Origin of the sequence: Breoghania sp. (assembly GCF_030066895.1) — a bacterium.
Lineage (GTDB): Bacteria > Pseudomonadota > Alphaproteobacteria > Rhizobiales > Stappiaceae > Breoghania.
In genome coordinates this window covers 63,336-83,092 of record NZ_JASJAV010000015.1, presented here as the reverse complement: position 1 = coordinate 83,092, position 19,757 = coordinate 63,336, and the positions used below count along the sequence as shown (strand labels likewise).

Annotated in this window: 27 protein-coding genes, 1 tRNA gene, 1 pseudogene and 1 riboswitch; of the genes and pseudogenes, 15 read left to right on the top strand and 14 right to left on the bottom strand. The window is 63.6% G+C overall.

What is annotated here, in order from left to right:
• Positions 1 to 65: 65 nt before the first annotated feature.
• The 4 genes from QNJ43_RS15340 to QNJ43_RS15325 all read left to right on the top strand — a co-directional run bounded on the left by QNJ43_RS15340 (position 66) and on the right by QNJ43_RS15325 (position 5,695).
• Complete coding sequence (locus QNJ43_RS15340; protein WP_300471377.1) at positions 66 to 1,361, top strand: adenylosuccinate synthase; 1,296 nt, start codon at positions 66 to 68, stop codon at positions 1,359 to 1,361.
• Positions 1,362 to 1,405: 44 nt separating this feature from the next.
• Complete coding sequence (locus QNJ43_RS15335) at positions 1,406 to 3,214, top strand: hypothetical protein (protein WP_300471375.1); 1,809 nt, start codon at positions 1,406 to 1,408, stop codon at positions 3,212 to 3,214.
• 274 nt (positions 3,215 to 3,488) lie between these two features.
• A riboswitch (TPP riboswitch) is annotated at positions 3,489 to 3,637 on the top strand.
• 322 nt (positions 3,638 to 3,959) lie between these two features.
• Positions 3,960 to 4,718: an ABC transporter permease gene (locus tag QNJ43_RS15330; protein WP_300471372.1), complete on the top strand. Its 759-nt coding sequence runs from the start codon at positions 3,960 to 3,962 to the stop codon at positions 4,716 to 4,718.
• A 29-nt stretch (positions 4,719 to 4,747) separates the two neighbouring features.
• Complete coding sequence (locus QNJ43_RS15325; protein ID WP_300471480.1) at positions 4,748 to 5,695, top strand: ABC transporter substrate-binding protein; 948 nt, start codon at positions 4,748 to 4,750, stop codon at positions 5,693 to 5,695.
• Between the two features lie 57 nt (positions 5,696 to 5,752).
• On the opposite strand, the gene QNJ43_RS15320 is transcribed toward QNJ43_RS15325, so the two are convergent.
• The 5 genes from QNJ43_RS15320 to QNJ43_RS15300 form a co-directional block, all read right to left on the bottom strand.
• Complete coding sequence (locus QNJ43_RS15320) at positions 5,753 to 5,959, bottom strand: hypothetical protein (protein WP_300471370.1); 207 nt, start codon at positions 5,957 to 5,959, stop codon at positions 5,753 to 5,755.
• The gene (locus QNJ43_RS15315; RefSeq protein WP_300471368.1) at positions 5,959 to 6,327 is read right to left on the bottom strand and encodes a hypothetical protein; all 369 of its coding nucleotides are present in this window, start codon (positions 6,325 to 6,327) and stop codon (positions 5,959 to 5,961) included. The genes QNJ43_RS15320 and QNJ43_RS15315 overlap by 1 nt, the downstream gene beginning before the upstream one ends.
• Positions 6,328 to 6,540, bottom strand: coding sequence for a hypothetical protein (locus tag QNJ43_RS15310; protein WP_300471366.1), 213 nt, complete (start codon positions 6,538 to 6,540; stop codon positions 6,328 to 6,330).
• 162 nt (positions 6,541 to 6,702) lie between these two features.
• Positions 6,703 to 7,374, bottom strand: coding sequence for a CHASE2 domain-containing protein (locus QNJ43_RS15305; RefSeq protein ID WP_300471363.1), 672 nt, complete (start codon positions 7,372 to 7,374; stop codon positions 6,703 to 6,705).
• Positions 7,296 to 7,604, bottom strand: coding sequence for a CHASE2 domain-containing protein (locus tag QNJ43_RS15300; protein WP_300471360.1), 309 nt, complete (start codon positions 7,602 to 7,604; stop codon positions 7,296 to 7,298). The genes QNJ43_RS15305 and QNJ43_RS15300 overlap by 79 nt, the downstream gene beginning before the upstream one ends.
• Before the next feature lie 212 nt (positions 7,605 to 7,816).
• Between QNJ43_RS15300 and QNJ43_RS15295 the strand changes: the two genes are divergently transcribed.
• The 5 genes from QNJ43_RS15295 (at position 7,817) to QNJ43_RS15280 (ending at position 9,492) form a co-directional block, all read left to right on the top strand.
• The gene (locus QNJ43_RS15295; RefSeq protein WP_300471357.1) at positions 7,817 to 8,206 is read left to right on the top strand and encodes an antitoxin Xre-like helix-turn-helix domain-containing protein; all 390 of its coding nucleotides are present in this window, start codon (positions 7,817 to 7,819) and stop codon (positions 8,204 to 8,206) included.
• Complete coding sequence (locus QNJ43_RS27275) at positions 8,203 to 8,511, top strand: hypothetical protein (protein ID WP_346433000.1); 309 nt, start codon at positions 8,203 to 8,205, stop codon at positions 8,509 to 8,511. Before QNJ43_RS15295 ends, QNJ43_RS27275 begins: the two co-directional genes overlap by 4 nt.
• Complete coding sequence (locus QNJ43_RS27270; protein ID WP_346432999.1) at positions 8,508 to 8,900, top strand: RES family NAD+ phosphorylase; 393 nt, start codon at positions 8,508 to 8,510, stop codon at positions 8,898 to 8,900. The genes QNJ43_RS27275 and QNJ43_RS27270 overlap by 4 nt, the downstream gene beginning before the upstream one ends.
• Positions 8,897 to 9,106: a YjhX family toxin gene (locus QNJ43_RS15285; protein ID WP_300471355.1), complete on the top strand. Its 210-nt coding sequence runs from the start codon at positions 8,897 to 8,899 to the stop codon at positions 9,104 to 9,106. The genes QNJ43_RS27270 and QNJ43_RS15285 overlap by 4 nt, the downstream gene beginning before the upstream one ends.
• Before the next feature lie 110 nt (positions 9,107 to 9,216).
• Positions 9,217 to 9,492: a hypothetical protein gene (locus QNJ43_RS15280; protein ID WP_300471353.1), complete on the top strand. Its 276-nt coding sequence runs from the start codon at positions 9,217 to 9,219 to the stop codon at positions 9,490 to 9,492.
• Between the two features lie 166 nt (positions 9,493 to 9,658).
• Here QNJ43_RS15280 and QNJ43_RS15275 read toward each other — a convergent pair whose 3' ends face one another.
• From QNJ43_RS15275 to QNJ43_RS15260, 4 genes are all read right to left on the bottom strand, one after another.
• Entirely contained in the window at positions 9,659 to 10,099 is a 441-nt protein-coding gene (locus tag QNJ43_RS15275; RefSeq protein WP_300471478.1) for a YiiX/YebB-like N1pC/P60 family cysteine hydrolase, read from the bottom strand.
• On the bottom strand, positions 10,021 to 10,248 hold the full coding sequence (locus tag QNJ43_RS15270) for a hypothetical protein (protein WP_300471351.1): 228 nt from the start codon (positions 10,246 to 10,248) through the stop codon (positions 10,021 to 10,023). Before QNJ43_RS15270 ends, QNJ43_RS15275 begins: the two co-directional genes overlap by 79 nt.
• A gap of 299 nt (positions 10,249 to 10,547) precedes the next feature.
• The gene (gene rpoH / locus QNJ43_RS15265; RefSeq protein ID WP_300471348.1) at positions 10,548 to 11,456 is read right to left on the bottom strand and encodes an RNA polymerase sigma factor RpoH; all 909 of its coding nucleotides are present in this window, start codon (positions 11,454 to 11,456) and stop codon (positions 10,548 to 10,550) included.
• Between the two features lie 147 nt (positions 11,457 to 11,603).
• Positions 11,604 to 12,629, bottom strand: coding sequence for an RluA family pseudouridine synthase (locus tag QNJ43_RS15260; protein WP_300471346.1), 1,026 nt, complete (start codon positions 12,627 to 12,629; stop codon positions 11,604 to 11,606).
• Here QNJ43_RS15260 and QNJ43_RS15255 point away from each other — a divergent pair.
• Positions 12,628 to 12,990 (top strand): hypothetical protein, encoded by a 363-nt coding sequence (locus QNJ43_RS15255; protein ID WP_300471343.1) that lies wholly within the window; start codon positions 12,628 to 12,630, stop codon positions 12,988 to 12,990. The genes QNJ43_RS15260 and QNJ43_RS15255 overlap by 2 nt on opposite strands.
• Before the next feature lie 605 nt (positions 12,991 to 13,595).
• A tRNA-Glu gene (locus tag QNJ43_RS15250) sits at positions 13,596 to 13,671 on the top strand.
• An 81-nt stretch (positions 13,672 to 13,752) separates the two neighbouring features.
• Here the strand turns inward: QNJ43_RS15250 and QNJ43_RS15245 are convergent.
• Entirely contained in the window at positions 13,753 to 14,712 is a 960-nt protein-coding gene (locus QNJ43_RS15245; protein WP_300471341.1) for a HAMP domain-containing sensor histidine kinase, read from the bottom strand.
• A gap of 68 nt (positions 14,713 to 14,780) precedes the next feature.
• Here QNJ43_RS15245 and QNJ43_RS15240 point away from each other — a divergent pair, with 68 nt between their 5' ends.
• Positions 14,781 to 15,017 (top strand): hypothetical protein, encoded by a 237-nt coding sequence (locus QNJ43_RS15240; protein ID WP_300471339.1) that lies wholly within the window; start codon positions 14,781 to 14,783, stop codon positions 15,015 to 15,017.
• Here the strand turns inward: QNJ43_RS15240 and QNJ43_RS15235 are convergent.
• Positions 15,014 to 15,562 (bottom strand): response regulator transcription factor, encoded by a 549-nt coding sequence (locus QNJ43_RS15235; RefSeq protein ID WP_346433005.1) that lies wholly within the window; start codon positions 15,560 to 15,562, stop codon positions 15,014 to 15,016. The genes QNJ43_RS15240 and QNJ43_RS15235 overlap by 4 nt on opposite strands.
• A gap of 116 nt (positions 15,563 to 15,678) precedes the next feature.
• The gene (locus tag QNJ43_RS15230; RefSeq protein ID WP_300471336.1) at positions 15,679 to 16,065 is read right to left on the bottom strand and encodes a PepSY domain-containing protein; all 387 of its coding nucleotides are present in this window, start codon (positions 16,063 to 16,065) and stop codon (positions 15,679 to 15,681) included.
• Positions 16,066 to 16,218: 153 nt separating this feature from the next.
• Between QNJ43_RS15230 and QNJ43_RS15225 the strand changes: the two genes are divergently transcribed.
• The 3 genes and pseudogenes from QNJ43_RS15225 (at position 16,219) to QNJ43_RS15215 (ending at position 18,433) form a co-directional block, all read left to right on the top strand.
• A complete protein-coding gene (locus tag QNJ43_RS15225; protein ID WP_300471334.1) occupies positions 16,219 to 16,512 on the top strand; it encodes a PepSY domain-containing protein in 294 nt (97 codons plus the stop codon).
• Positions 16,512 to 17,075, top strand: coding sequence for a cytochrome b/b6 domain-containing protein (locus tag QNJ43_RS15220; RefSeq protein ID WP_300471332.1), 564 nt, complete (start codon positions 16,512 to 16,514; stop codon positions 17,073 to 17,075). The genes QNJ43_RS15225 and QNJ43_RS15220 overlap by 1 nt, the downstream gene beginning before the upstream one ends.
• Before the next feature lie 309 nt (positions 17,076 to 17,384).
• Positions 17,385 to 18,433: pseudogene (locus QNJ43_RS15215) on the top strand (4-hydroxybenzoate 3-monooxygenase).
• A gap of 44 nt (positions 18,434 to 18,477) precedes the next feature.
• Here QNJ43_RS15215 and QNJ43_RS15210 read toward each other — a convergent pair.
• Together QNJ43_RS15210 and QNJ43_RS15205 are read right to left on the bottom strand one after the other, a co-directional pair.
• The gene (locus QNJ43_RS15210) at positions 18,478 to 19,410 is read right to left on the bottom strand and encodes a hypothetical protein (protein ID WP_300471329.1); all 933 of its coding nucleotides are present in this window, start codon (positions 19,408 to 19,410) and stop codon (positions 18,478 to 18,480) included.
• A gap of 8 nt (positions 19,411 to 19,418) precedes the next feature.
• Positions 19,419 to 19,586, bottom strand: coding sequence for a hypothetical protein (locus tag QNJ43_RS15205; RefSeq protein WP_300471327.1), 168 nt, complete (start codon positions 19,584 to 19,586; stop codon positions 19,419 to 19,421).
• Between the last annotated feature and the right edge of the window lie 171 nt (positions 19,587 to 19,757).

The following is a 19,757-nucleotide window of genomic DNA, read 5'->3' as shown; positions in this document are numbered from 1 at the left end:
GCCGCCGACCGCCGTAAGAACAGCAGGCGGTGCCGGGCGCCGAAGTCTCAAGGAAAAATAATCTAATGGCCAATGTCGTTGTTGTCGGATCGCAGTGGGGAGACGAAGGCAAAGGCAAGATCGTGGACTGGTTGTCCGAGCAAGCGGACGTGGTCGTCCGCTTTCAGGGCGGGCACAATGCGGGACATACGCTGGTTATCGACGGGGTGAGCTACAAGCTGTCGCTGCTGCCATCGGGCTGTGTGCGCGAGGGCAAACTCGGTGTCATCGGCAACGGCGTGGTGTTGGATCCGCATGCGCTGGTGGCCGAGATCGGACGTCTGGAAGCACAGGGCGTGACCATCACGCCGGACAATCTTCGCATCGCGGAAAACGTGCCGCTTATTCTGTCGCTGCATCGCGAACTCGACGCCCTGCGCGAATCATCGAATGTCGGAACCCGCATCGGCACCACCAAGCGCGGCATCGGTCCTGCCTATGAAGACAAGGTGGGACGGCGCGCCATCCGGCTGATGGATCTGGCCAATACCGAGGAAGCGCTGCGCGACGAGATCGACCGCCTGCTGGTCCATCACAATGCGCTGCTGCGCGGCTTCGGCAAGGACGAGATCAAGCCGGAGACGATCTACGAGGAACTGATCAGCGTTGCCGACAAGGTGCTTCCCTTCATGGATATCGTCTGGCGGCTGCTGGACGAGAAGCGCAAGGAAGGCAAGCGCATCCTGTTCGAGGGCGCGCAGGGCGCGCTGCTGGACATCGATCACGGCACCTATCCTTTCGTGACCTCCTCCAACACTGTTGCCGGTTCGGCTTCGGCCGGCTCGGGCATCGGGCCGGGCGGTCTCGACTACGTGCTGGGCATCACCAAGGCCTACACGACGCGCGTCGGCGAAGGTCCGTTCCCGACGGAGCTGAACGACGAGGTCGGCCAGTTCCTCGGCGAGAAGGGCAAGGAATTTGGCGTGGTGACGGGCCGCAAGCGGCGTTGCGGCTGGTTCGACGCGGTGCTGGTCAAGCAGATCGTGCGCACCTGCGGGATCAACGGCATCGCGCTGACCAAGCTCGACGTGCTGGACGGGCTGAAAGAGGTCAAGATCTGCGTCGGCTACAAGCTCGACGGCAAGGAGATCGACTATCTGCCCGCCTCTCAGGGCGCTCAGGCCCGGGTTGAGCCGATTTACGAGACGCTCGACGGCTGGGAAGAAACGACCGCAAGTGCCTGTAGCTGGGCGGATCTTCCGGCCCAGGCGATCAAGTATGTTCGTCATGTTGAAGAATTAATCGGAGCGCCGGTTGCGTTGTTGTCGACGTCTCCGGAGCGGGATGACACAATCCTTGTTCAGAATCCGTTTCAGGATTAACCCTAAACTTCGCAGAATTGTTCTGTCCTGATTAAGAGTTGCCAATGGCGGACTATCACGCTGTCTTGAAGCGGGCTATCGATGCACTTCCCGGAAGTACGGGAGCAGCGCGTCGGGCTGTCTATCAACGCGCGCGACAGGCGATCGTCAATCAGCTCAAGAACTATGATCCGCCGCTGGCCCCTTCGGACATCACGACCGAGCAACTCCGTCTGGAAGAGGCGATCCGCAAGGTGGAAGCCGATGCGGCGCGCGCCTCGCTGGGGCTCGGGCCCGCAACGCGCCCAGCCTCCCAGCCAGCCTACTCTCAGCCTGCGCATTCCCAGCAGGCTCAGGTGCCGCATTCCGCGTCCGCGAACGAGCCCGCCCATCAACCGGCTCGCGAGCCGGTCGGTGCCGGTCATCACGAGAGTGCGGGAGCCCCGCCCCGTCATGAACCGCCCGTTCGCCATGAACAGGCGGACGCGCCCGCTGTGCCGCATCGCCCAGTCGCCGAGCATGCCGCTCAGCCCGCGGCTCCTCAGGCCAACGGAGACGTGCGTCACGGCGCATCTCAGCCTGCGGAGACGGTGAAGGGCGAGCCTGCTCCGTCGGACGAGGACGACATCTTCGAGGGCAACGGGAATGGCAATGGGGCCCAGGCCGAGGCGCCCGCGCCCCGCAAGCGTTTCGAGCCGCTTCCCGGCGGCACGAGAGTCTCCCATGCCCAGGTTGTGCCCGAACCGGAAAAGGGTGCTCAGAACAAGTCAACGTCGTCGGAACCGTCCGGCGGCAATGGCGCTCCCGGTATCGATCAGCACGATGCGATTGCCGATCTCGACGCGATGACGCGCGACGGCGATGCCGCTCCGACCGCCGGCATGCCCTCCTACCGGCGCGGCGGGCTGCGCTCGTCGCGTTTGCCGGTGATCGCGGCCGCTATTGCCGCTGTTATCGTTTTCGTCGGTTTGCTGACGCTGGTCTTCAGTCACAGCGATGACATTCTGGCGTTGTTTAAAGGATCGGATACGCCACAGGTGGCGGACGGTGCCATGCCCGCAGCCGGGGACAATGCCGCTGCGGAGAGCGACAAGGATACGTCGCGCCTTCTCAACGACGACGGATCGCCCGCCGCACCGGATGCGCGTGCCGTGACGACGACGCGTGCCGTGACGACGACGCGCGTCGTGCCGCCGAACGAGGATGACGCCGTTACGGTGGCATCTCAAGGCGATGAACCGGCGAATGCGCCGGCGGAGAGTGAGACGCCGGCCCCGGCCGTCGCCCCGGCTCAGCCGTCTTCCGATACCTCGTCTCAGGCAACGCCTGTGGCCCAGTGCGCCATCCTCTATGAGGAAAGCGCGGATGCCAGCTCCGGCGGATCTGCGGAACAGGGCCGCGTGCTGTGGTCGACGGCGGAGGAAACGCCTGCCGGGGGCAACCGCGCGGATACGGTGATCAAGGCGACGGTCACCATTCCCAGTCAGGATGTCACTGTCGGTCTGACGATCCGTCCCAATCAGGACATCACGCTGCCTGCGAGCCACCTGATCGAGCTGAAGTTCTATCTGCCGGACAATTTCTCCGGAAAGGCAGCCTCCTCGGTTCCCGGTCTGATCATGAAGACGACCGAGGAAGCACGCGGCGATGCGCTGATCGGCGCATCAGTTCGGGTCGCGGACGGGTTCTTCTGGGTGGCGCTGTCCTCGATCGAGGCGGAGCGTGAGCACAACATGACGCTTCTGCGCGACTGCGGCTGGATCGATATTCCCATTCTCTACGAAAGCGGCAAGCGCGCGATCCTGACGCTCGAAAAGGGTTCTCCCGGTGAGCGCGTCGTGCAGCGCGCACTGGACGCCTGGGCGAAGAAGTAGGGCCTTCGATACGGCGATATGCGTGTGTCCGGGTGACCTGATACAGGCACGACTGTCATCTCAGAGACCTGAGTGGCTCGTGCGCAGCAATCCGATCCTGTGGTTACTGGATCCCCGCCTGCGCGGGGATGACAACCGGGGACCAAACGGGCAACCCCGCTGAGGCAGCCTGGCTGCTTGCGCCTCGATTTCCTACTCTCGATATCTCCTGGCCGCGACATTTGGCGCGCGATCGTGCCGTCTTGCATTGGCGTGCGATCCGTCTCACACTGGCGTTACTTCCGAGGGGTGTTCGCGAACGCGAACTGAGACGGCCGGATCCCGAGACGTGCGCTGCAAAGGCGCTCACGACAAGGGACTGGGGCCGAACCCTTCGAACTTGATCCGGGCCATGCCGGCGAAGGGACGGAAACCTGAGCCTTATTTTCCCGGGTCTTCATGGTCTTTGATGTCAAGGACGGGCAGATCCTATGTTTCGACCATCCGATCCGCCGCAAGGCGGTAGCCCCTATTCGAGCCGGCTTTGGTGCTCTGCGTGCCTTGCGCGCGTGTGGTTACGAGCGTGGCTGCTCAGGCGGCTCGCCCCGATGGGGCTTTTCTTTTCAGCAGAAATTCAGGTTTAGCGCGGCTGCCCTCAGGTGCGGCGGCCCGTGTGCGCGTGCGCGCATCGGCGGGCCCATCGCGTGGGGTTCGGCCATTGGGCTGCAAGACGCCGTCTCAAGGTTTGAGCGGCAAGAGGAGAATCATGTCGGACTTGTCTCAGCGGACCGTGCGCGGGGGCGTGACCGCCATCTTGTTGCTGGCGGCGTGGGAGGCGGCCGTGCGCGGGTTCGATCTGCCCTCCTACATGCTGCCGGCGCCCTCGCGCGTGGCGCAGGTGCTGATCGAGCGGGCTGATTTCCTGTTCTATCAGGCCGGTATCACGGCCTACGAGACGGGGCTGGGGCTTGTCTTCGGTGTGGTGTCGGGGGTGGTGCTGGCGCTGATGCTGTCGGTGCTGCCGATCGCGCAGCGCTATCTCTTGCCGGTGGTGGTGGTCAGTCAGGCGCTGCCGGTTTTCGCCATCGCGCCGCTTCTGTTGCTGTGGTTCGGCTTCGGGCTTGCCTCCAAGATCGTCATGGCGAGCCTGATCATCTTCTTTCCCGTGACGTCGGCCTTTTATGACGGGCTGCGGCGCACGCATCCCGACCTTCTCGACTACGCCCATATGGTGCACGCGACGCCGTGGCAGACGCTGATGATGATCCGGGTGCCCGCGGCCTTGCCGGCCCTTGGCTCGGGCCTGCGCGTTGCGGCCGTCTTCGCGCCGATCGGGGCGATCGTCGGGGAATGGGTCGGTTCTTCGAAAGGGCTCGGCTTCGTCATGCTGCAGGCCAATGCTCGCGCGCAGGCCGATGTGGTGTTCGCCGCCCTCGTGCTGCTCGCGGTGATGGCGCTTCTTCTTCGAACCATCGTCGACAGGACCACGCGCGCCATGACGCCGTGGCAATCGGAAACGGACTGAAACAGGGCGATCGAGACATGCTGACATTCATGAGTAGGGCGGTCGTGTCGCTGGCGCTGGCCGTTATGACGACGGGGCTGATCGCAGGATCCGCTTCGGCTGCTGACAAGCTGACGGTGCTGCTCGACTGGTACGTGAACGCCGATCACGGCCCGCTCGTGGTGGCCAAGGAAGGGGGGTTCTTCAAGGCGGAAGGGCTCGATGTGGATCTGCTGACGCCCGCCGATCCAAGCGCTCCGCCGCGCCTCGTTGCGGCCGGTCAGGGCGATATCGCGGTCTCCTATCAGCCGACGCTCTACGAGCAGGCGCAGGAGGGGCTGCCGGTAAAACGGATCGGGACGCTGATCTCCACGCCGCTCAACACGTTGATTGTGCTGAAGGATGGGCCGATCAAGTCGCTTGAGGACCTGAAGGGCAAGAAGGTTGGCTTCTCCATTTCCGGGTTCGAGGACGCGATCCTGGCGACCATGCTGGGGACTGTCGGGCTTTCGGAGGACGACGTGGATCTGATCAACGTCAACTTCGCGCTGACGCCCGCGCTTCTTTCCGGGCAGGTGGATGCGGTGGTGGGTGCTTATCGCAATATTGAGCTGAACCAACTGGATGCGGAAGGAAAGCCCGGCTTCGCGTTCTTCCCGGAAGAGCACGGCGTGCCCGCCTATGACGAGCTGATCTATATCGCCAACAAGGACAAGCTCGATGACCCGCGCTTGCCGCGTTTCCTCGCTGCGGTGGAGGCGGCGACGGTGTTCCTGACCAACCATCCGGAAGAGGGGCTGAAGCTCTTCGTCAAGAACCACGCCGATATCGATGATGAGCTGACGCGGCGCTCCTGGTTCGACACACTGCCGCGCTTCGCCAAACGCCCGGCTGCACTTGATGCTGGCCGCTATGCCGGCTTCGGGGCGTTCACGGAAAAGGCTGGGCTGATCGAAAAGGCGCCGAGGGTTGAGGATATCGCGGTGGAGTTGCAGTAAGGAGTGTGGGAGCGGGCGGTTGTCAGCGAGTCGCTTTCGCCCGTCTTTGCCCCCCCTCTACCCGACCGATTTCTTCAGCTTCAACAGTCGTTCCTCGAAACCGTCGTAGAATGCCTCGAGGCTTTCCGGGGCGGCGTGGTGCCAGGCGGTGAGGGCGATGTCGGCGTTCCATCTGTCGCCTGCCCGCCAGGCGGCGACGAGCTTGTCGTGCTGGGTCTTCAGGGCCTGGAATTCCGGCGTTGCGGTGAGCTTCTCGTCTCCCATCAGCGCGAAAGAGGCCGAACCGGTTCGGACTTGCCCTTGAGCGGGATCTCGCCCGCCTCCAGAAGCGCAAAGCCGGGGACGGCGGCGGCGGTGTGTCGGCGGAGATCAGCAGATCGGCGCCGACCGCCTTGCAGCTCGATTAAATGCGCGCAGCGACGTTCACCGCATCGCCCACCACCGAATAGTTGAAGCGGCGGTCGGAGCCCATGTTGCCGACGCAGGCCGGTGTTGATGCCGACGCCGATGCGGGCCTGCTGGATCGGCTTGTGCCCGGACTGGAAGCCGAAGGCGTCGCAGGCGTTCAACTCCGCCATCATCTGGCGCATGTGCAAGACGGCCCGGCAGGCACGGGTTGCATGGTCGTCCATTTACAGCGGCGCGTTCCAGAACGCCATGATGCTGTCGCCGATATATTTTGTCGATCGTGCCCGCCTCGTTCTGGATGGCGTCGGAGAGCGGCGAGAGCAGCGTGTTGAGGAAATGACGAGATCCTCCGGCGTCAGCATTTCCGAAATCGGCGTGAAGCCGCGCACGTCCATGAACATGATGGAGAGTGGCCGCATTTTGCCGCCGAGCTGCATGGCGTCGGGCCGGGGGCCTCCAGTCGGGAGAGCAGTTCGGGCGCCAGATATTGCGAAAAGGCGCGGCGCACGAACCGCTTTTCGCGGTCGGAGACGATGTATTGCTGCAGGGTCGCGGCGCCGTAGACGAAAAGGAGGACAATGCGGGCGTGATCGGGCCGATCAGCAGGGATGCCTGCTTGAAGGGGAGGACGGCGGCGGCAACATTCGCCGTTGGCGGTGGTGGGAATGGAGAAGGCGCCGACGCGCAACGCGGTGATGGCGGCGCGTCCCGTATCGGCCTCGCCGCTTGCGCCGGTGGAGCGCACCAGAAAGCCGATTGCTCCTTGCGCCAGCCGCAGCGCATCGACCGACAGGTTGGGGTAGAGGTGGTCGCCGCTTGAGAAAAGAAGCGGGATGCGCCTGACCACGCCGCCGGTATCGGCGCGCGACAGCGAAATGCCGCCAGCCCCGGCCCGCCGCTTCCTGCAATTCGGGCAGGCTGGCGAGCGCGGAGCCGAAGGAGGGCAGGATCTCCTTGGGATCGGTGCCGCCGAAGACAACGCCTGCCTTGGGCGTCGGAATGCGGCCGCTGTCGGCGGAAAGGGCCGCGAAGCCGAGGGTGACGGGTTTGTCCTTCAGCGCCTTGGCAAACTGGGCGCCGGTATCGGGCAGGCGTGCCAGCAGGTCCCGTATCCGGACGGCGTCCGGCGTTCCGTCGAATTGCAGCGTTTCGACATAGCGTGAAGGCGAGGTCCGGTCGGGCTCGGAAAAGACTATGTCGAAGGCGACGGAGGCCGCCCCCAGATCGATGAGCCGCTCCACCATCGCGGCAAGGCGCGTGCCTTCGGCCATGGCCATTGGCCGAAGGCACGCAGCGAGGCGTCATCGATATCGACGATGCAGACCTGCTGTGGCTCATAGGGGCGCGGCCAGATGCGCTGGTAGTAGTCGAAAGTGAGTTCGCGCACGGCCGCCACAAAGGGCGGGTTGGCAAAACGCAGGCTGAGCGCGGCGGCGAGCAGCGCCAGTCCGGCGAGGACAACGAAGACGGTCTTTCTGCGTTGGGTGCGTCGAGCGGTCATGTGAGGGGCCGGTGATGCGCGCGTGAGATCAGGGACCCGGACGCCGACACGGCGGACCATGCCGGACGGGGGCAATACGATAGGCGAGGCGGGGCAGGGCGGCAAGGCGGAAGGGCGAGCGACCGCTTTGCCTCGCTCCATCGCTATTGGATCATATGGACTGGAAAAACAAGTCATATGATCCTATATTGCGGAGCATGGAGGATGATCGCATGGAACCCCGCGTACTCGAGTGCCCGGCCGCAGACGTCCAGGCAGTGGCCCTGAAGGCCTTTTGCCGGATCGCCGACGCATGGTCGCTGACCGGGCGGGAGGTCGCTGCCCTTGCCGACATGTCGGCAAGCTCGTGGAAGCGCGTTCGGCGTCAGGCGTTTGCTGGGGAGTTGAGCCGGGATCTGATGCTTCGTCTCAGCGCGCTTGTCGGCCTCTACAAGTCGCTTGAGCTGTACTTCAATCGGCCGCTTTCGACGCAATGGGTGAAACTTGCGAATCAGGTGCCGGAATTCGACGGTCGGCGTCCGCTCGATGCGATGGTGGAGGGTGGGTTGCCGAAGATCCTTCGCTTGCGCGCCTATGTGGATGCGTTGCGAGGTGGCGTGTGAGGATTTCGCCGCTCAATGATCGCGGTCTCGTGCGTCTGATCAGCGAGACCCATCACAAGCCTCCCGTTTTCCGCGGTCTCGTTGACAGTGACGAGGGAGAGGAAATTCTGGCGGAACTGGAGGGCGGAACGAGCAGTCGCCTGATCGCCGAGCGCGAGGGAAGTCCGGCGCTCGACCGGCGCGAACTGGTTTTCGCGTGGCGGGCGCATGATCTGCGCGTTTATGGCCAGAGCCACATCAATGCGGCCTTCACCTATTTCCGCCACCTATTTCCGCGCGTCCGGCAATCGCTTCAATCCCGGTGACCGCGGGGCGTGGTATTTGCGCCTTCGAAACCCTGACGGCTGCCGAAGAGGTCGGCTATCACCGCACGCGCGAACTCGGATATGTCGGGATCTACGAGGATGAGGCGCACTATATGGAGTTTCTGGCGGACTTCATCGGCGACTTTCCCGACATTCGCGACGAGCCGGATCATCCGGCGCTGACGCCCGATCCCGATCTCGGCTATCCGCAAGGCCAGGTGCTCGCCGCATCGCTTCGTCGCGAAGGGCATCGCGGGCTTCTCTATCCGTCCGTGCGCAGGCCCGGCGGGGTGTGCTTCGTCGCCTATCGATCCGGGCATCATCCAGAATGTCTGGCCGGGGGCGCAATGGAAGCTGATCTGGAAGGGGACGCCCGAATACACGATTGAAGGCGTGTAGGTTCCGCCTCTTTCGAAAGGTCAGCGACGTGGTCTTCGTGACCCGCGACGGCCTGATCCTGAGCGACTGCGACTTGCGGGTCTTGCAGTCGTTGCGCCGAAAGCGGCTGATCAAATCGCGAAACGGTGCTCCATACATCATCTCCATGCGTGGCCGACGGATGGTGCGCGCCCAATACGATAATCAGGGGATCTGACATGCGTATCCGTGAAGAAACCGGGTGGGACATATCCGTCATCGCCGATGCCATCGATGAAGCCTTCTGTACGGCCGCGCATACATAGTTGCGGGCGGGAGACAGAAATCGTGCAGGGCTTGCGCGAGGCCGGGGCGTTGACCCTGTCGCTCGTGGCCGAAGAGACGGGAGAGGTGGTAGGTCATATCGCCGCCTCGCCCGCGCGGGTGGGCGAGGCGGGGGACTGGTTCCTGATCGGTCCTGTCGCCGTTCTCCCGGCAAGGCAAGGGCAGGCGCGGTGTGCGGGCGGTCATCGACCGTTTGCGCCCGACGGCGCGCGGCATCGCGCTTGTCGGCTACCCGGACTACTACGGCCGCTTCGGTTTTCGCACCTTCCCCGGACTTAACGTGGAAGGCGTGCCACCGGAGGTGGTCATGGCGCTGCCGTTCAAGGATGGGGAACACTTCCGGCGAAGTGATCCATCATCCGGCCTTCGGGCTGGAACAGGACGGCACTCGCTAGGGCGGGAAGCCAGAAAACGGGGCGGCGACGGGATGTCTCTGTCGCCGCCCTTATCGCAGGCCCGGGATCTGGCCGATGGTCTTGTAGACGTTGAGCCGGTCGTCGCGGCTGATGGCGTCGGGGTTGGAGCCCGGTTCGCCTTCGGGAACGTCGATGCCGAAATAGGCGTAGTAGTCGATCCAAGTTTGGTGGGGACGTCCGGTGGCGAGATCGCGGAAGCTCATCGGGGCTTCCTTGAAGAAGGGCGTGCCGCCATTGGCATGGCGGAACATGGCGACCACCAGTTCGCTGCAATAAAGCGCGTAGTTGTGCGACAAATACAGCTCGTCATAGGGAATGTTGCGCAGGGATTTGCTGAAGCGCATGATCGGCTCGATGAGGTGTCTGTGCTTGTCCTTCAGCCGCGCCAGCATCAGCCACGGTTCCCGGGCCTCGTTGAAGGAGCGGCGGGCGAAGACGTCGAAAGGGGTGAGGCGGACGGACTTCCGGATAGAAGGCTTTCGAGCACGAAGACACCGCGCGGAGCCACCTCGATCACGCCCATATGATTGAGCCGGGCCCCGTGGAAGCCCTCGGTGACGGCAGAGATCGCATTGTCCTCGCGCCCGATGGCGGAGAAGATGAAGTCGCCAGTTTGCATCTCGCGGGGCGTCCTGGGCCGGGCCTCTCTGATGGGGGGCATCTCTGATTGGTCCCCCTTGCCGCTATCACGGTATCGTGAACGTCTCAACGTCGTATTTTCACGCGAATAGATCTCTCGGCCGTTTTCGGCGGGAAAGGGGAGGTCGTAGCGACGTTTTGATCCAGGCAGGCACTTGTGTCGGGCCGTGGATATCGTCTTGCGATCCGCAGCATCCGAGCCTGAAACGCGAAAGGGACGGCGTCTCTGCCATCCCTTTTCCCAAAAACAAAAAGATCAATTCGGGTCGCTTGCGGGCCTCAGGCCGTCGCCTCCGTGGCGACCGGGGCCTGAGCGTCGGCGAGAGCCTGCTTCTTCACCGCTTCCTGCACCTTCTCGAAGGCACGAACCTCGATCTGGCGCACGCGCTCGCGCGAGACGCCGAATTCGCCGGAAAGCTCTTCCAGCGTGATCGGGTCTTCCGACAGGCGGCGCGCCTCGAAGATGCGGCGTTCGCGGTCGTTCAACACGCCGAGCGCCTGTTTCAGTATGCCGCGACGGTGGTCGAGTTCTTCCTGCTCGGCCATGACCGTTTCCTGGCTGTCGCTGTCATCCACCAGCCAGTCCTGCCACTCGCCACCGCCATCGCCGTCATTGCGGATCTGGGCGTTGAGCGAGGTGTCGCCGGACAGGCGGCGGTTCATGGAGATGACTTCTTCCTCGGAAACGCCGAGGCGCGTGGCGATGGTGGAAACGTCTTCGGGCTTCAGGTCGCCCTCGTCGAGCGCCTGGATCTTCCCCTTCACCTTGCGCAGGTTGAAGAACAGACGCTTCTGGTTCGCCGTGGTGCCCATTTTCACCAGCGACCACGAGCGTAGGACGTATTCTTGGATGGAAGCCTTGATCCACCACATCGCGTAGGTCGCCAGCCGGAACCCCTTGTCCGGCTCGAAACGCTTGACGGCCTGCATCAGGCCGACATTGCCTTCCGAAATAACCTCGCCAATGGGCAGGCCGTAGCCGCGATAGCCCATTGCAATCTTGGCAACCAATCTTAGATGTGACGTAACGAGCTTATGGGCCGCGTCAGGATCTTCGTGTTCCTTGTAACGCTTGGCCAGCATGTACTCTTCCTGCGGCTCCAGCATGGGGAACCGCCGGATCTCGGTGAGGTAGCGAGACAGTCCGTTTTCGCCGGCGGAAATCGCCGACACCGTCGCTTGGGCCATAAAATGCACCCTCCTTCGTCGTGAGAGGGATCTCCCCGGTGCGGGCAAGATCTCTTGTGCGGACATCCGCTTGGGCGTGTCCATCCGATCTAATATCGTGTCCATCCGATCTAATATAGAGATTAATGCGTCGAAAACACGGCTCTGTCAGATTAAAGTTTCGTAAAGGTCAATGAGTTCCGCAAAGTCTGCAGGCAGCGGGCTTTCAAAGCGCATGACTTCGCCGGTGACCGGATGTTCGAAGGCGAGCAGGCCCGCGTGAAGCGCCTGACGGCTGAAACTTGCAACTTTCTCGCGTATTTCTTCCGGAAGACGGTTCACCTTGGTGCGAAAATGCGCGCCATACTCCGGATCCCCCACCAGCGGATGGCCGATATGGGCCATGTGCACGCGGATTTGATGGGTGCGGCCCGTCTCCAGCCGACATTCGATGAGCGAGGCGATCGCCTCGCCGTCCTTGGCGCCGTAGCGCTTCTTGAACTGCCAATGGGTGACCGCATGGCGCGCGCCCTTCGCCTCGGGGCGCACGACGGCGGTTTTCAGCCGGTTGTTGATGGAGCGGGCAAGCGCGGCATCGATGGTGCCATTCAGGCCCGGAGACGCACCCCAGATAAGCGCGGTATAGGCGCGCTCCAGCGCGGTGGTGCGGCCGTGATCGGCAAACTGCGCCGACAGTCCCTGATGCGCGGTGTCGGATTTCGCCACCACCAGCAGGCCGGACGTGTCCCTGTCAATGCGTTGGACGATGCCCGGCCGACGCACGCCGCCGATACCGGACAAGCTATCGCCGCAATGGAAAAGCAGCGCGTTGACGAGCGTTCCCGTCCAGTTTCCCGTCGCCGGATGCACCACCATGCCGGTGGGTTTGTCGATGACGATCAGGTGGTCGTCCTCGTAGACGACGGCGAGCGGGATATCCTCCGGCTCCGGCATGGCGTCCTCGGGCTCGGGTTCGCTGAGGCGTACGGTTTCACCTTCGTTGACCCGGTACTTGGTCTCGACTATGGTCCGCCCGCCGATCCGCACCAGGCCCTGTTTGATCAGGTCTTTGTAGCGGCTGCGGGAGAAGGTGCCGGTGCGCCGGGCGAGCCAGGCATCGAGCCGCTCACCGGCATCGCCTGCTTCGACCGTCAGTTCCACGTTCACCCGTTCTTCGCTGAGCCCGTTCGCCATGTCCGATCCTGTTTTCGACGACGAAGAAAAAGAAGAGCCGCTCGACCCCGCCGCTGCGCGGCTGCAGGCCAGAATGAAGCGACTCGTCCTGATCTCCTCCTTTATCATGGTGGCAGGGCTCGTCGCGGTGTTTTCGGCGATCATCTACAAGGTGAACAGCCGCGACGGCAATAGCGGAGGTGTTTCCGGCGTCAACATGGCGGCGACGATCTCGGTTGGCCCCGATGCGCGCGTGCTGTCGACGCAGGTCGACGGCGGACGCCTGTTCGTGCTGGTGGAAGAGGGCACAAGCCGCGCGCTGCTGCAGTTCGATGCAACCACGGGCAAGCTGCTGGGCCGCACGGATTTCGTTTCGCGCTGAGGCGTGGGGCAGGGTTTTACTCGCTGGTGTTCAGGGCCCTATCTTGCGGGACGGTGCTGAAACCTTCGGCTTGAAGATCCAGAAAAAGAAAGTGCGTTCTGCCCCTGGCTGTCATCTCCGTGAAGGCGGGGATCCAGCATTCCAGAGGCGTGCGCGGGTCGAGCGCTGCAACCTGATCCTGGGGTTACTGGGTCCCCGCCTTCGCGGGGATGACAATCGTGCGGAGGCAATCCGCGCGGGCAAAAGGCTGGATTTCGGTCGTGGTTTGCCGATCTATTCGCACCCTTCTTCAATGGCTCCTCCGTCATTGCCCGGCACCCGCCTTCGCGGGCACAGGCCCCATCCGGGCAATCCAGCGGGCTGCAGCATATGCGGTGAGTGCTGGATCTCCCGGACGAAGCCGGGGGATGACGATGGAGGGGGGTAGTAGCTGGCGACGGATCCTTGTCGCGGGACGGAGGTTGCTTGCCTTTTCCACCAGGTGTGGGGATGAGTGCAAAAGAAATCGCTTGAACTGGCTTCCCCCTCTTGCAATGTGTGACCCCACAGGCTACATCCGCCATCCATCGCGCAACGGTTCGCGCAACGGTTCGCGCGACACCGCTGCTCCCATCGTCTAGCGGTCTAGGACGCTGCCCTCTCACGGCAGAAACAGGGGTTCGAGTCCCCTTGGGAGTACCAATCTTCTTCCCCCTCCATCGTTGACCTGGTCGGCTGCTTTCAGCCTTGCGCGTGCAGTGCGTCCGCTTTCGCGTCTGTAGATCAGGCGTGCGGCTGTTCCTGCTCCAGGCGCACGGTGAGGCCGCCTTGCGCATTTCGGCGCAGGATGATGTCGATGCCGTTCGTGCTGCAGATTTCCTCCGCAATGGCCAGACCCAGCCCGTGACCGGGGCGTTGCTCGTCGAGCCGCACGCCACGGCGAAAGGCACGGATCATCGCCTCTTCGCTCATGCCGGGGCCGTCGTCGGATATTTCAAGGGCGATCCGTCCGTCCGCGGTTTGCGTCGCGACGATAATCTTGCGCTGGGCCCATTTCACCTCGTTTTCCAGAAGGTTACCCAGAAGTTCCATGAGGTCGGCGGTGTCGATGGTGAAGATCGCGCCCGTGCCGATCTCGATCTGCCAGTCGAGCACGTTGCGGTCGGGCGTCTGCTGCAGGGTGTGAACGATCCGCTCGACCTGGGGTCTGAGTATCGTGTGGGCGGCGGAACGCGTTTGAGCGCCGGTGCGGATGCGGGCGAGCACCAGCTGATGCTCGATCTGGCGGCGCATGTCGTCGGCGGCCACCGAATCCAGATCGTCGGCCGCCGCGGTGCCGCCTTCGCGCCTCAGCCGGGCGGCCAGCGAGGTGAGAACGGTCAGTGGCGTCTTCAGCCCGTGGGCGAGATCGGCGGCGCGGGTGCGCGCATGAGCGATGGCCTTTTCCTGATCGGCGAGCAGGTCGTTGACGGCCTCCACCAGCGGCATAACCTCGTCCGGCTGGTTGCCGGGAACCTTCGTGGTCCGGCCCTTGCGGATATTGGCAACGTCGCGCTCAAGACGGCGCAAGGGACGCAGACCCGCATAGGTCTGGATCGCGGCTGCCGCGATCAGCGCCAGTGCGAGAAGGCCGAGCGAGGGCAGGATCGCGATCGCATAATCGCGCCGTGCCCCCGGATATCGTGGCGATGGGCAACGCCTGTGGAAAGCTCGTCGACCGGCAGGTTTAGCATCGCATCCCACAAGGAGCGTGAGCGCAGCACCTGACCTGTCCCGTTGACCGTGATCGACCAGTAGAGACCGGAGAGCGGTTGGGAAAAGCGCGGATCGGCAAGCTCGCGGGCAAGCTTCACCTCGCCCGCCTAATCGATTGCCACGTCGGCGACGAGCTGCTTGATGAAGGTGTCGAGTTCCTGTTCGATGCGCGCTTAGTACTGGCGGGTGAAGATGGCCGTCAGGCCGACCGCGGACAGCGCAAGGGCCGCGATGACCATGACGGCGGAAAAGGCCAGCAGTCGGGCGCGCAGCGAAGAGGGCTGCATCATTAGGCAGAGGCTGTCGCGATATAGCCGAAGCCCCGGCGGGTACGGATGTGATTTGCGCCGATCTTCTTGCGCAGCCGCCCGATCATCACCGCGATGGTGTTTTCATCGCAATCGGGGTCGGGGCCGTAGAGATGCTCCATCAACTCGGTGTGGCTGACGACCCGGTCCTGGTGATGCATGAAATAGGACAGCAGCCGATATTCCTGCGGTGAGAGATGCAGAGCGCGGCCGTGGGCGATGACCTGCTTGTGCCGGGTGTCGAGAGCGAGATCGCCGAGGCTGATGCCGGCGGTGGCGTGACCGACTGAGCGGCGGATGATGGCGCGCAGACGGGCGAGCAGTTCCTCCATCTGGAAGGGCTTGGCGAGATAGTCGTCGGCGCCCGCCTCGATGCCCTCCACCCGTTCCATCCAGGCGCCGCGGGCGGTCAGCACGAGAATGGGAAAGGCGCGCCTGTTGGCGCGCCAGCGCTTCAGGATCGTCAGCCCGTCAAGGCCGGGCAGCCCCAGATCCAGCACCACACCGGCGTAATCCTCCGTATCCCCCAGGAACTAGGCTTCGTTGCCGTCGGCCACGTGTTCCACCGTGAAGTCCGCTTGCCTGAGAATGTCCTCAATGTTCTTTGCGATGCGGTGGTCGTCCTCCATCAGCAGGATTTGTATCGTCACTCCACCTCCAGAATATGCCCGTTTGACGGGTCGACATGGTATTTGCGCACACGCCCCGTCTTGGTCAGAACCTTCAGTTCGTAGACCGGACGGTCGTCCTCCATCTCCAGTTCCACGCCGCTCACCTGGCCCTCGCTTTCCACGCCGCTCAGCCGGATGACGTCGACAAGCGGCAGGATTGCGCCGCTTTCGCGTAGCTGGGTAGCGCGGTCCTGCGAGGTGAACTGACGGTCCCGGTGATGATGCCGGGGTTTGTTGTCGTGATCTGAATCCGCGTGGGCGACGGCGATCGTCAGGCTCGCAACGACGGCCAGCGCCAGCCCTGTCGCAAGGGTGCGGCAACGGGTGGAGATGTGCGGGCAGTATTGCGGGCGTGTGTGCATATCCTCTTGTTGCTCTCCGCGCATGACAATTGGCTGACAGTTTCCATCAGGCAGTCGTCAGACGGCTTCCTCTAGGGTCGTTCCATTCCCCGGATCCGGTGCCGAATACGGCAGGGACCGGAGCAATTGTGAATCCTCGAGAGGAGAAAGACTATGGGTAAGTTTTCGACGTTTGCATGCGCCGTCCTGCTGACGGCGGGGACCAGAGTGGCGGTCGCCGGCACGGCACAGGCCTCCGAGAGAGTGTGCGGCAATGCGCCGAAGGCTCAGTGGATGAACAAGGACACGGCCAAGGCCCGGGGCGTGAAACTCGGTTACGAGGTGCGCCGGGTGAAGGTGGAGCGGGGGTGCTACGAGCTCTACACGCTCGACACGAAAGGCCACCGCGCGGAACTGCTGATGAACCCGCTGACCGGCAAGATCGTCGGTTCCGATGAGGACGATTGATGAGCGATACCGTCAAGATGACCCGTTCCGGCCGCGCGACGCGGCCGGACGAGGTCCGGGTGTGGGATCCGCTCGTGCGCGTGCTTCACTGGAGCCTGGTTGCCGCTTTCGCCTTCGCCTTCCTGACCGGCGACGAGTGGAAAAGCGCCCATGAGACTGCGGGTTACGTGATCGTCGGACTGGTCGTCTTCCGCATCCTGTGGGGGTTGGTGGGGCCGCATCATGCTCGTTTCACCAACTTCGTGCGCGGGCCGCCGTCGGCCGTCGTCGATTTCCTGCGCGCCAGTGCGCGCATGAAGGCGCTGCGCCATATCGGGCACAACCCGGCAGGCGGGGCGATGGTCGTCCTGCTGCTGATCATGCTGGCCGTCATCACCGGCACCGGCATCATGATGATCACCGATCGGTTCTGGGGCGTGGAATGGGTTGAGAACGTGCATGAAATCGCCGTCAACCTGACGCTCGGCCTCGTCATCCTCCATGTGGCGGGGGTGGTGCTCGCAAGTTTCGAGCACGGGGAGAACCTGGCGCGCGCGATGGTGACCGGCCGCAAGCGGCGTTAGAGTGCCTTGCGTTCATCATCCCCGCGAGGAGGGGGATCCGGCAACTGCGCCAGATCCGGCTTCCGGCCCCTGATGGTGGATCCGCGGTTCGTCGGACTCCCGTCTTCGCGGGGATGATGCTTGCGCCGGGCGCGTGCCGCCTGACGTTCCGGAAAATGTTCAAGTCTTTCCGGGTTTCCTTCATCGTCGCGCGGCATTCCGCTCCCTAGTTTCCAGCCAAACGTCCGGTTTTCATGGCCGGACGAGTGGAAGAACAGGCCTTGCGACGTCCTTTGGGAGGCGGCGAGGGGCCGATATGGGAGGAAATCCATGCGTACCCAGGTCGCCATCATCGGTGCGGGCCCGTCGGGCCTGCTGTTGTCTCAGATCCTGCACAAGGCAGGGATCGACAGCGTCATCCTCGAGCGCAAGTCGCTCGATTACGTGCTCGGCCGCATTCGCGCCGGTGTGCTGGAGCAGGGGCTTGTCGACATGCTGGACGCGGCGGGCGTCGGTGAGCGCATGCATGCGCGCGGCCTCGTTCACGACGGCACCGAACTGTGCTTTTCCGGTAAGCGTCATCGCATCGATTTCAATGACCTGACCGGCAAGATCGTGATGGTCTACGGCCAGATCGAGGTCACGCGGGACCTGGTGGACGCGCGGCAGGGCGCCGATGCCAAGCTGATCTATGAGGCCGAGGACGTGGCCTTGCACGATTTCGACGGCGACAAGCCGTGGGTCACCTATCGCAAGGACGGGGTGGAGCATCGCATCGACTGCGATTTCATCGCCGGCTGCGACGGTTATCACGGCGTCTCGCGGGCGAGCGCGCCGCAGGACGTGCTGAAGACCTTCGAGCGGGTCTATCCCTTCGGTTGACTGGGCATTCTTTCGGAAACGCCGCCGGTCTCCGATGAACTCATCTATGCCCGTCACGAGCGCTGGTTCGCGCTGTGCTCCATGCGTTCGCAGATGCTGTCGCGTTACTACGTGCAGGTGCCGCTGACGGACAAGGTGGAGGAATAGGTCGGACGAGCGCTTTTGGGACGAGCTGCGCCGCCGTGTCGACGAGAAGGCCGCCGACCGGGGCCAAGCGGCTCAATCTCGCGGCCTCCGACGTGCACTACCTGTCAGAGGTGCTGATCGCGTTTTACGGCAGCGGCGAGGGCGAACTGATCGAGCGTTATTCGGAAAATGCGCTTCGCAGGATCTGGAAGGCGGAACGGTTCTCCTGGTGGATGACCAACATGATGCACACCTTCCCGGAGGCGGCCGAATTCGACGCCAAGATGCAGGTGGCCGAACTCGACTATGTCACCTCCTCACGCGCGGGCGCTGCGGCGCTAGCGGAGAACTATGCCGGGTTGCCGTTCTAGGCGACGCGTTTTTTCGAAGAATGGGCCTCACCCGAAATAAGCGCTCAGGAGGCGCCGGCGCGCTGTCTGGCGGGCTCGGGCTCGTTGCGGGTCTGGTCGCGCAGGGTGCGGATGCGGTCGGCGAGGCTGTCGCCGCTCAGGGCGTGCACGTCGCTCCGGTTGGCGGCGGTCGCTTCCTTAAGGATGCGGTCGGTCTTCGAGTCTTCGCCTTCGAGTGCGGTCGTCATGGCCACGACCTCTGCCGCGATATCGGTGATCTGATCGCGCAGCAGGCGGTTGTCGCGGTTCTCGTCGGCGCTGATGGCGTCGAAGCGGCTGCGCAACTGGTCGTGCTCGGCCGACAGGCGGTTCAGCTCTTCGGCAAGGGCGTTGTTTTCTGCCTTAAGCGAGGCGAGCACGCCCTCCACATTGTCTCCGGCGGCGCCGTGGAGCGCCTCAAGCTGCAGCGACAGGCGCGTGATCTCGGCCTGCGATTCCACCTTCTGACCTTCCAGATCGAGGATCATCGATTCCATCTTCTGAAAGGCGGCCTCGGCGGAGGTGCGCGGTTTTGCGCCGCTGGCGCGCGCCTTCTCCAGAACCTCCAGCTGATGGCGCAGGCCGTCGACCTCGCCCTCCAGGCGCAGGATCTTGTTGGCATCGGCGGTGTGGCGCGCCTTGTGCCCGGCAATCCCCTCTTCCAGTTCGGAGATGGTCATGTTGACGCTTGCGGGGATCTGCGGCGTTTCTTGTGCGCGAGCGGCCTCGGCCTGGGGGAGTTCGGCGACCTGGCGGCTGCGGCGCTCCAGGTCGCGATCGGCTTTGCGCAGGCGCGCGGAAAGCTCGGCGATATCTTCCTGCTTGGCCAGGATCTTGGAGCACAGGCCATTTTCGCGCCCTTCCATTTCGCGCACGATGCGGGCCTTCTCGTCGCGCTCCAGAATGGCGGCCTTCAGCCCTTCTCGGGCCTCGGAGATGTCGATCTCCTGACAGATCATCCGTTCCTTCAGCCCCCGGCGCCAAGCTCCAGCCGACGCGTCTTGACCGCGTATTCGGCACGCAACTGATCGCGGGAGGCGTGGACCTCGGCAAGGGACATGGGGGAGGTGGCTTCAAAGGAGCGACGGGTCAGGCGCACGGCACGGCGCCACACGGCAGGTCCGAAAACCAGCATCAAAAGTCCTGCGGTCAAGAAACCCAGGACGAAATACATCGCCGCGTTGATCACAGTTCGATCCCGTCTACGCCGGTCTTTTGCGACTTCTGGCCTTTGATAAGTCTAAGACCTAATACCGGAAGTTGTCCGGTCCGCTAAGTCCCGCGATCGCGCCCGATTCCCTCTCCG

Bases quoted from the DNA above. Each gene is read 5' to 3' on its own strand.
- QNJ43_RS15220 (WP_300471332.1), top strand. From the start codon at position 16,512: ATGAGCGATACCGTCAAGATGACCCGTTCCGGCCGCGCGACGCGGCCG.
- QNJ43_RS15205 (WP_300471327.1), bottom strand. From the start codon at position 19,586: ATGCTGGTTTTCGGACCTGCCGTGTGGCGCCGTGCCGTGCGCCTGACC.
- QNJ43_RS15340 (WP_300471377.1), top strand. From the start codon at position 66: ATGGCCAATGTCGTTGTTGTCGGATCGCAGTGGGGAGACGAAGGCAAA.
- QNJ43_RS15335 (WP_300471375.1), top strand. From the start codon at position 1,406: ATGGCGGACTATCACGCTGTCTTGAAGCGGGCTATCGATGCACTTCCC.
- QNJ43_RS15210 (WP_300471329.1), bottom strand. From the start codon at position 19,410: ATGATCTGTCAGGAGATCGACATCTCCGAGGCCCGAGAAGGGCTGAAG.
- QNJ43_RS15320 (WP_300471370.1), bottom strand. From the start codon at position 5,959: ATGGGAGACGAGAAGCTCACCGCAACGCCGGAATTCCAGGCCCTGAAG.
- QNJ43_RS15315 (WP_300471368.1), bottom strand. From the start codon at position 6,327: ATGGACGACCATGCAACCCGTGCCTGCCGGGCCGTCTTGCACATGCGC.
- QNJ43_RS15230 (WP_300471336.1), bottom strand. From the start codon at position 16,065: ATGCACACACGCCCGCAATACTGCCCGCACATCTCCACCCGTTGCCGC.
- QNJ43_RS15310 (WP_300471366.1), bottom strand. From the start codon at position 6,540: ATGCAGCTCGGCGGCAAAATGCGGCCACTCTCCATCATGTTCATGGAC.
- QNJ43_RS15225 (WP_300471334.1), top strand. From the start codon at position 16,219: ATGGGTAAGTTTTCGACGTTTGCATGCGCCGTCCTGCTGACGGCGGGG.
- QNJ43_RS15330 (WP_300471372.1), top strand. From the start codon at position 3,960: ATGTCGGACTTGTCTCAGCGGACCGTGCGCGGGGGCGTGACCGCCATC.
- QNJ43_RS15255 (WP_300471343.1), top strand. From the start codon at position 12,628: ATGTCCGATCCTGTTTTCGACGACGAAGAAAAAGAAGAGCCGCTCGAC.
- QNJ43_RS15305 (WP_300471363.1), bottom strand. From the start codon at position 7,374: ATGGCCGAAGGCACGCGCCTTGCCGCGATGGTGGAGCGGCTCATCGAT.
- QNJ43_RS15300 (WP_300471360.1), bottom strand. From the start codon at position 7,604: ATGACCGCTCGACGCACCCAACGCAGAAAGACCGTCTTCGTTGTCCTC.
- QNJ43_RS15325 (WP_300471480.1), top strand. From the start codon at position 4,748: ATGAGTAGGGCGGTCGTGTCGCTGGCGCTGGCCGTTATGACGACGGGG.
- QNJ43_RS15270 (WP_300471351.1), bottom strand. From the start codon at position 10,248: ATGCAAACTGGCGACTTCATCTTCTCCGCCATCGGGCGCGAGGACAAT.
- rpoH (WP_300471348.1), bottom strand. From the start codon at position 11,456: ATGGCCCAAGCGACGGTGTCGGCGATTTCCGCCGGCGAAAACGGACTG.
- QNJ43_RS15295 (WP_300471357.1), top strand. From the start codon at position 7,817: ATGGAACCCCGCGTACTCGAGTGCCCGGCCGCAGACGTCCAGGCAGTG.
- QNJ43_RS15260 (WP_300471346.1), bottom strand. From the start codon at position 12,629: ATGGCGAACGGGCTCAGCGAAGAACGGGTGAACGTGGAACTGACGGTC.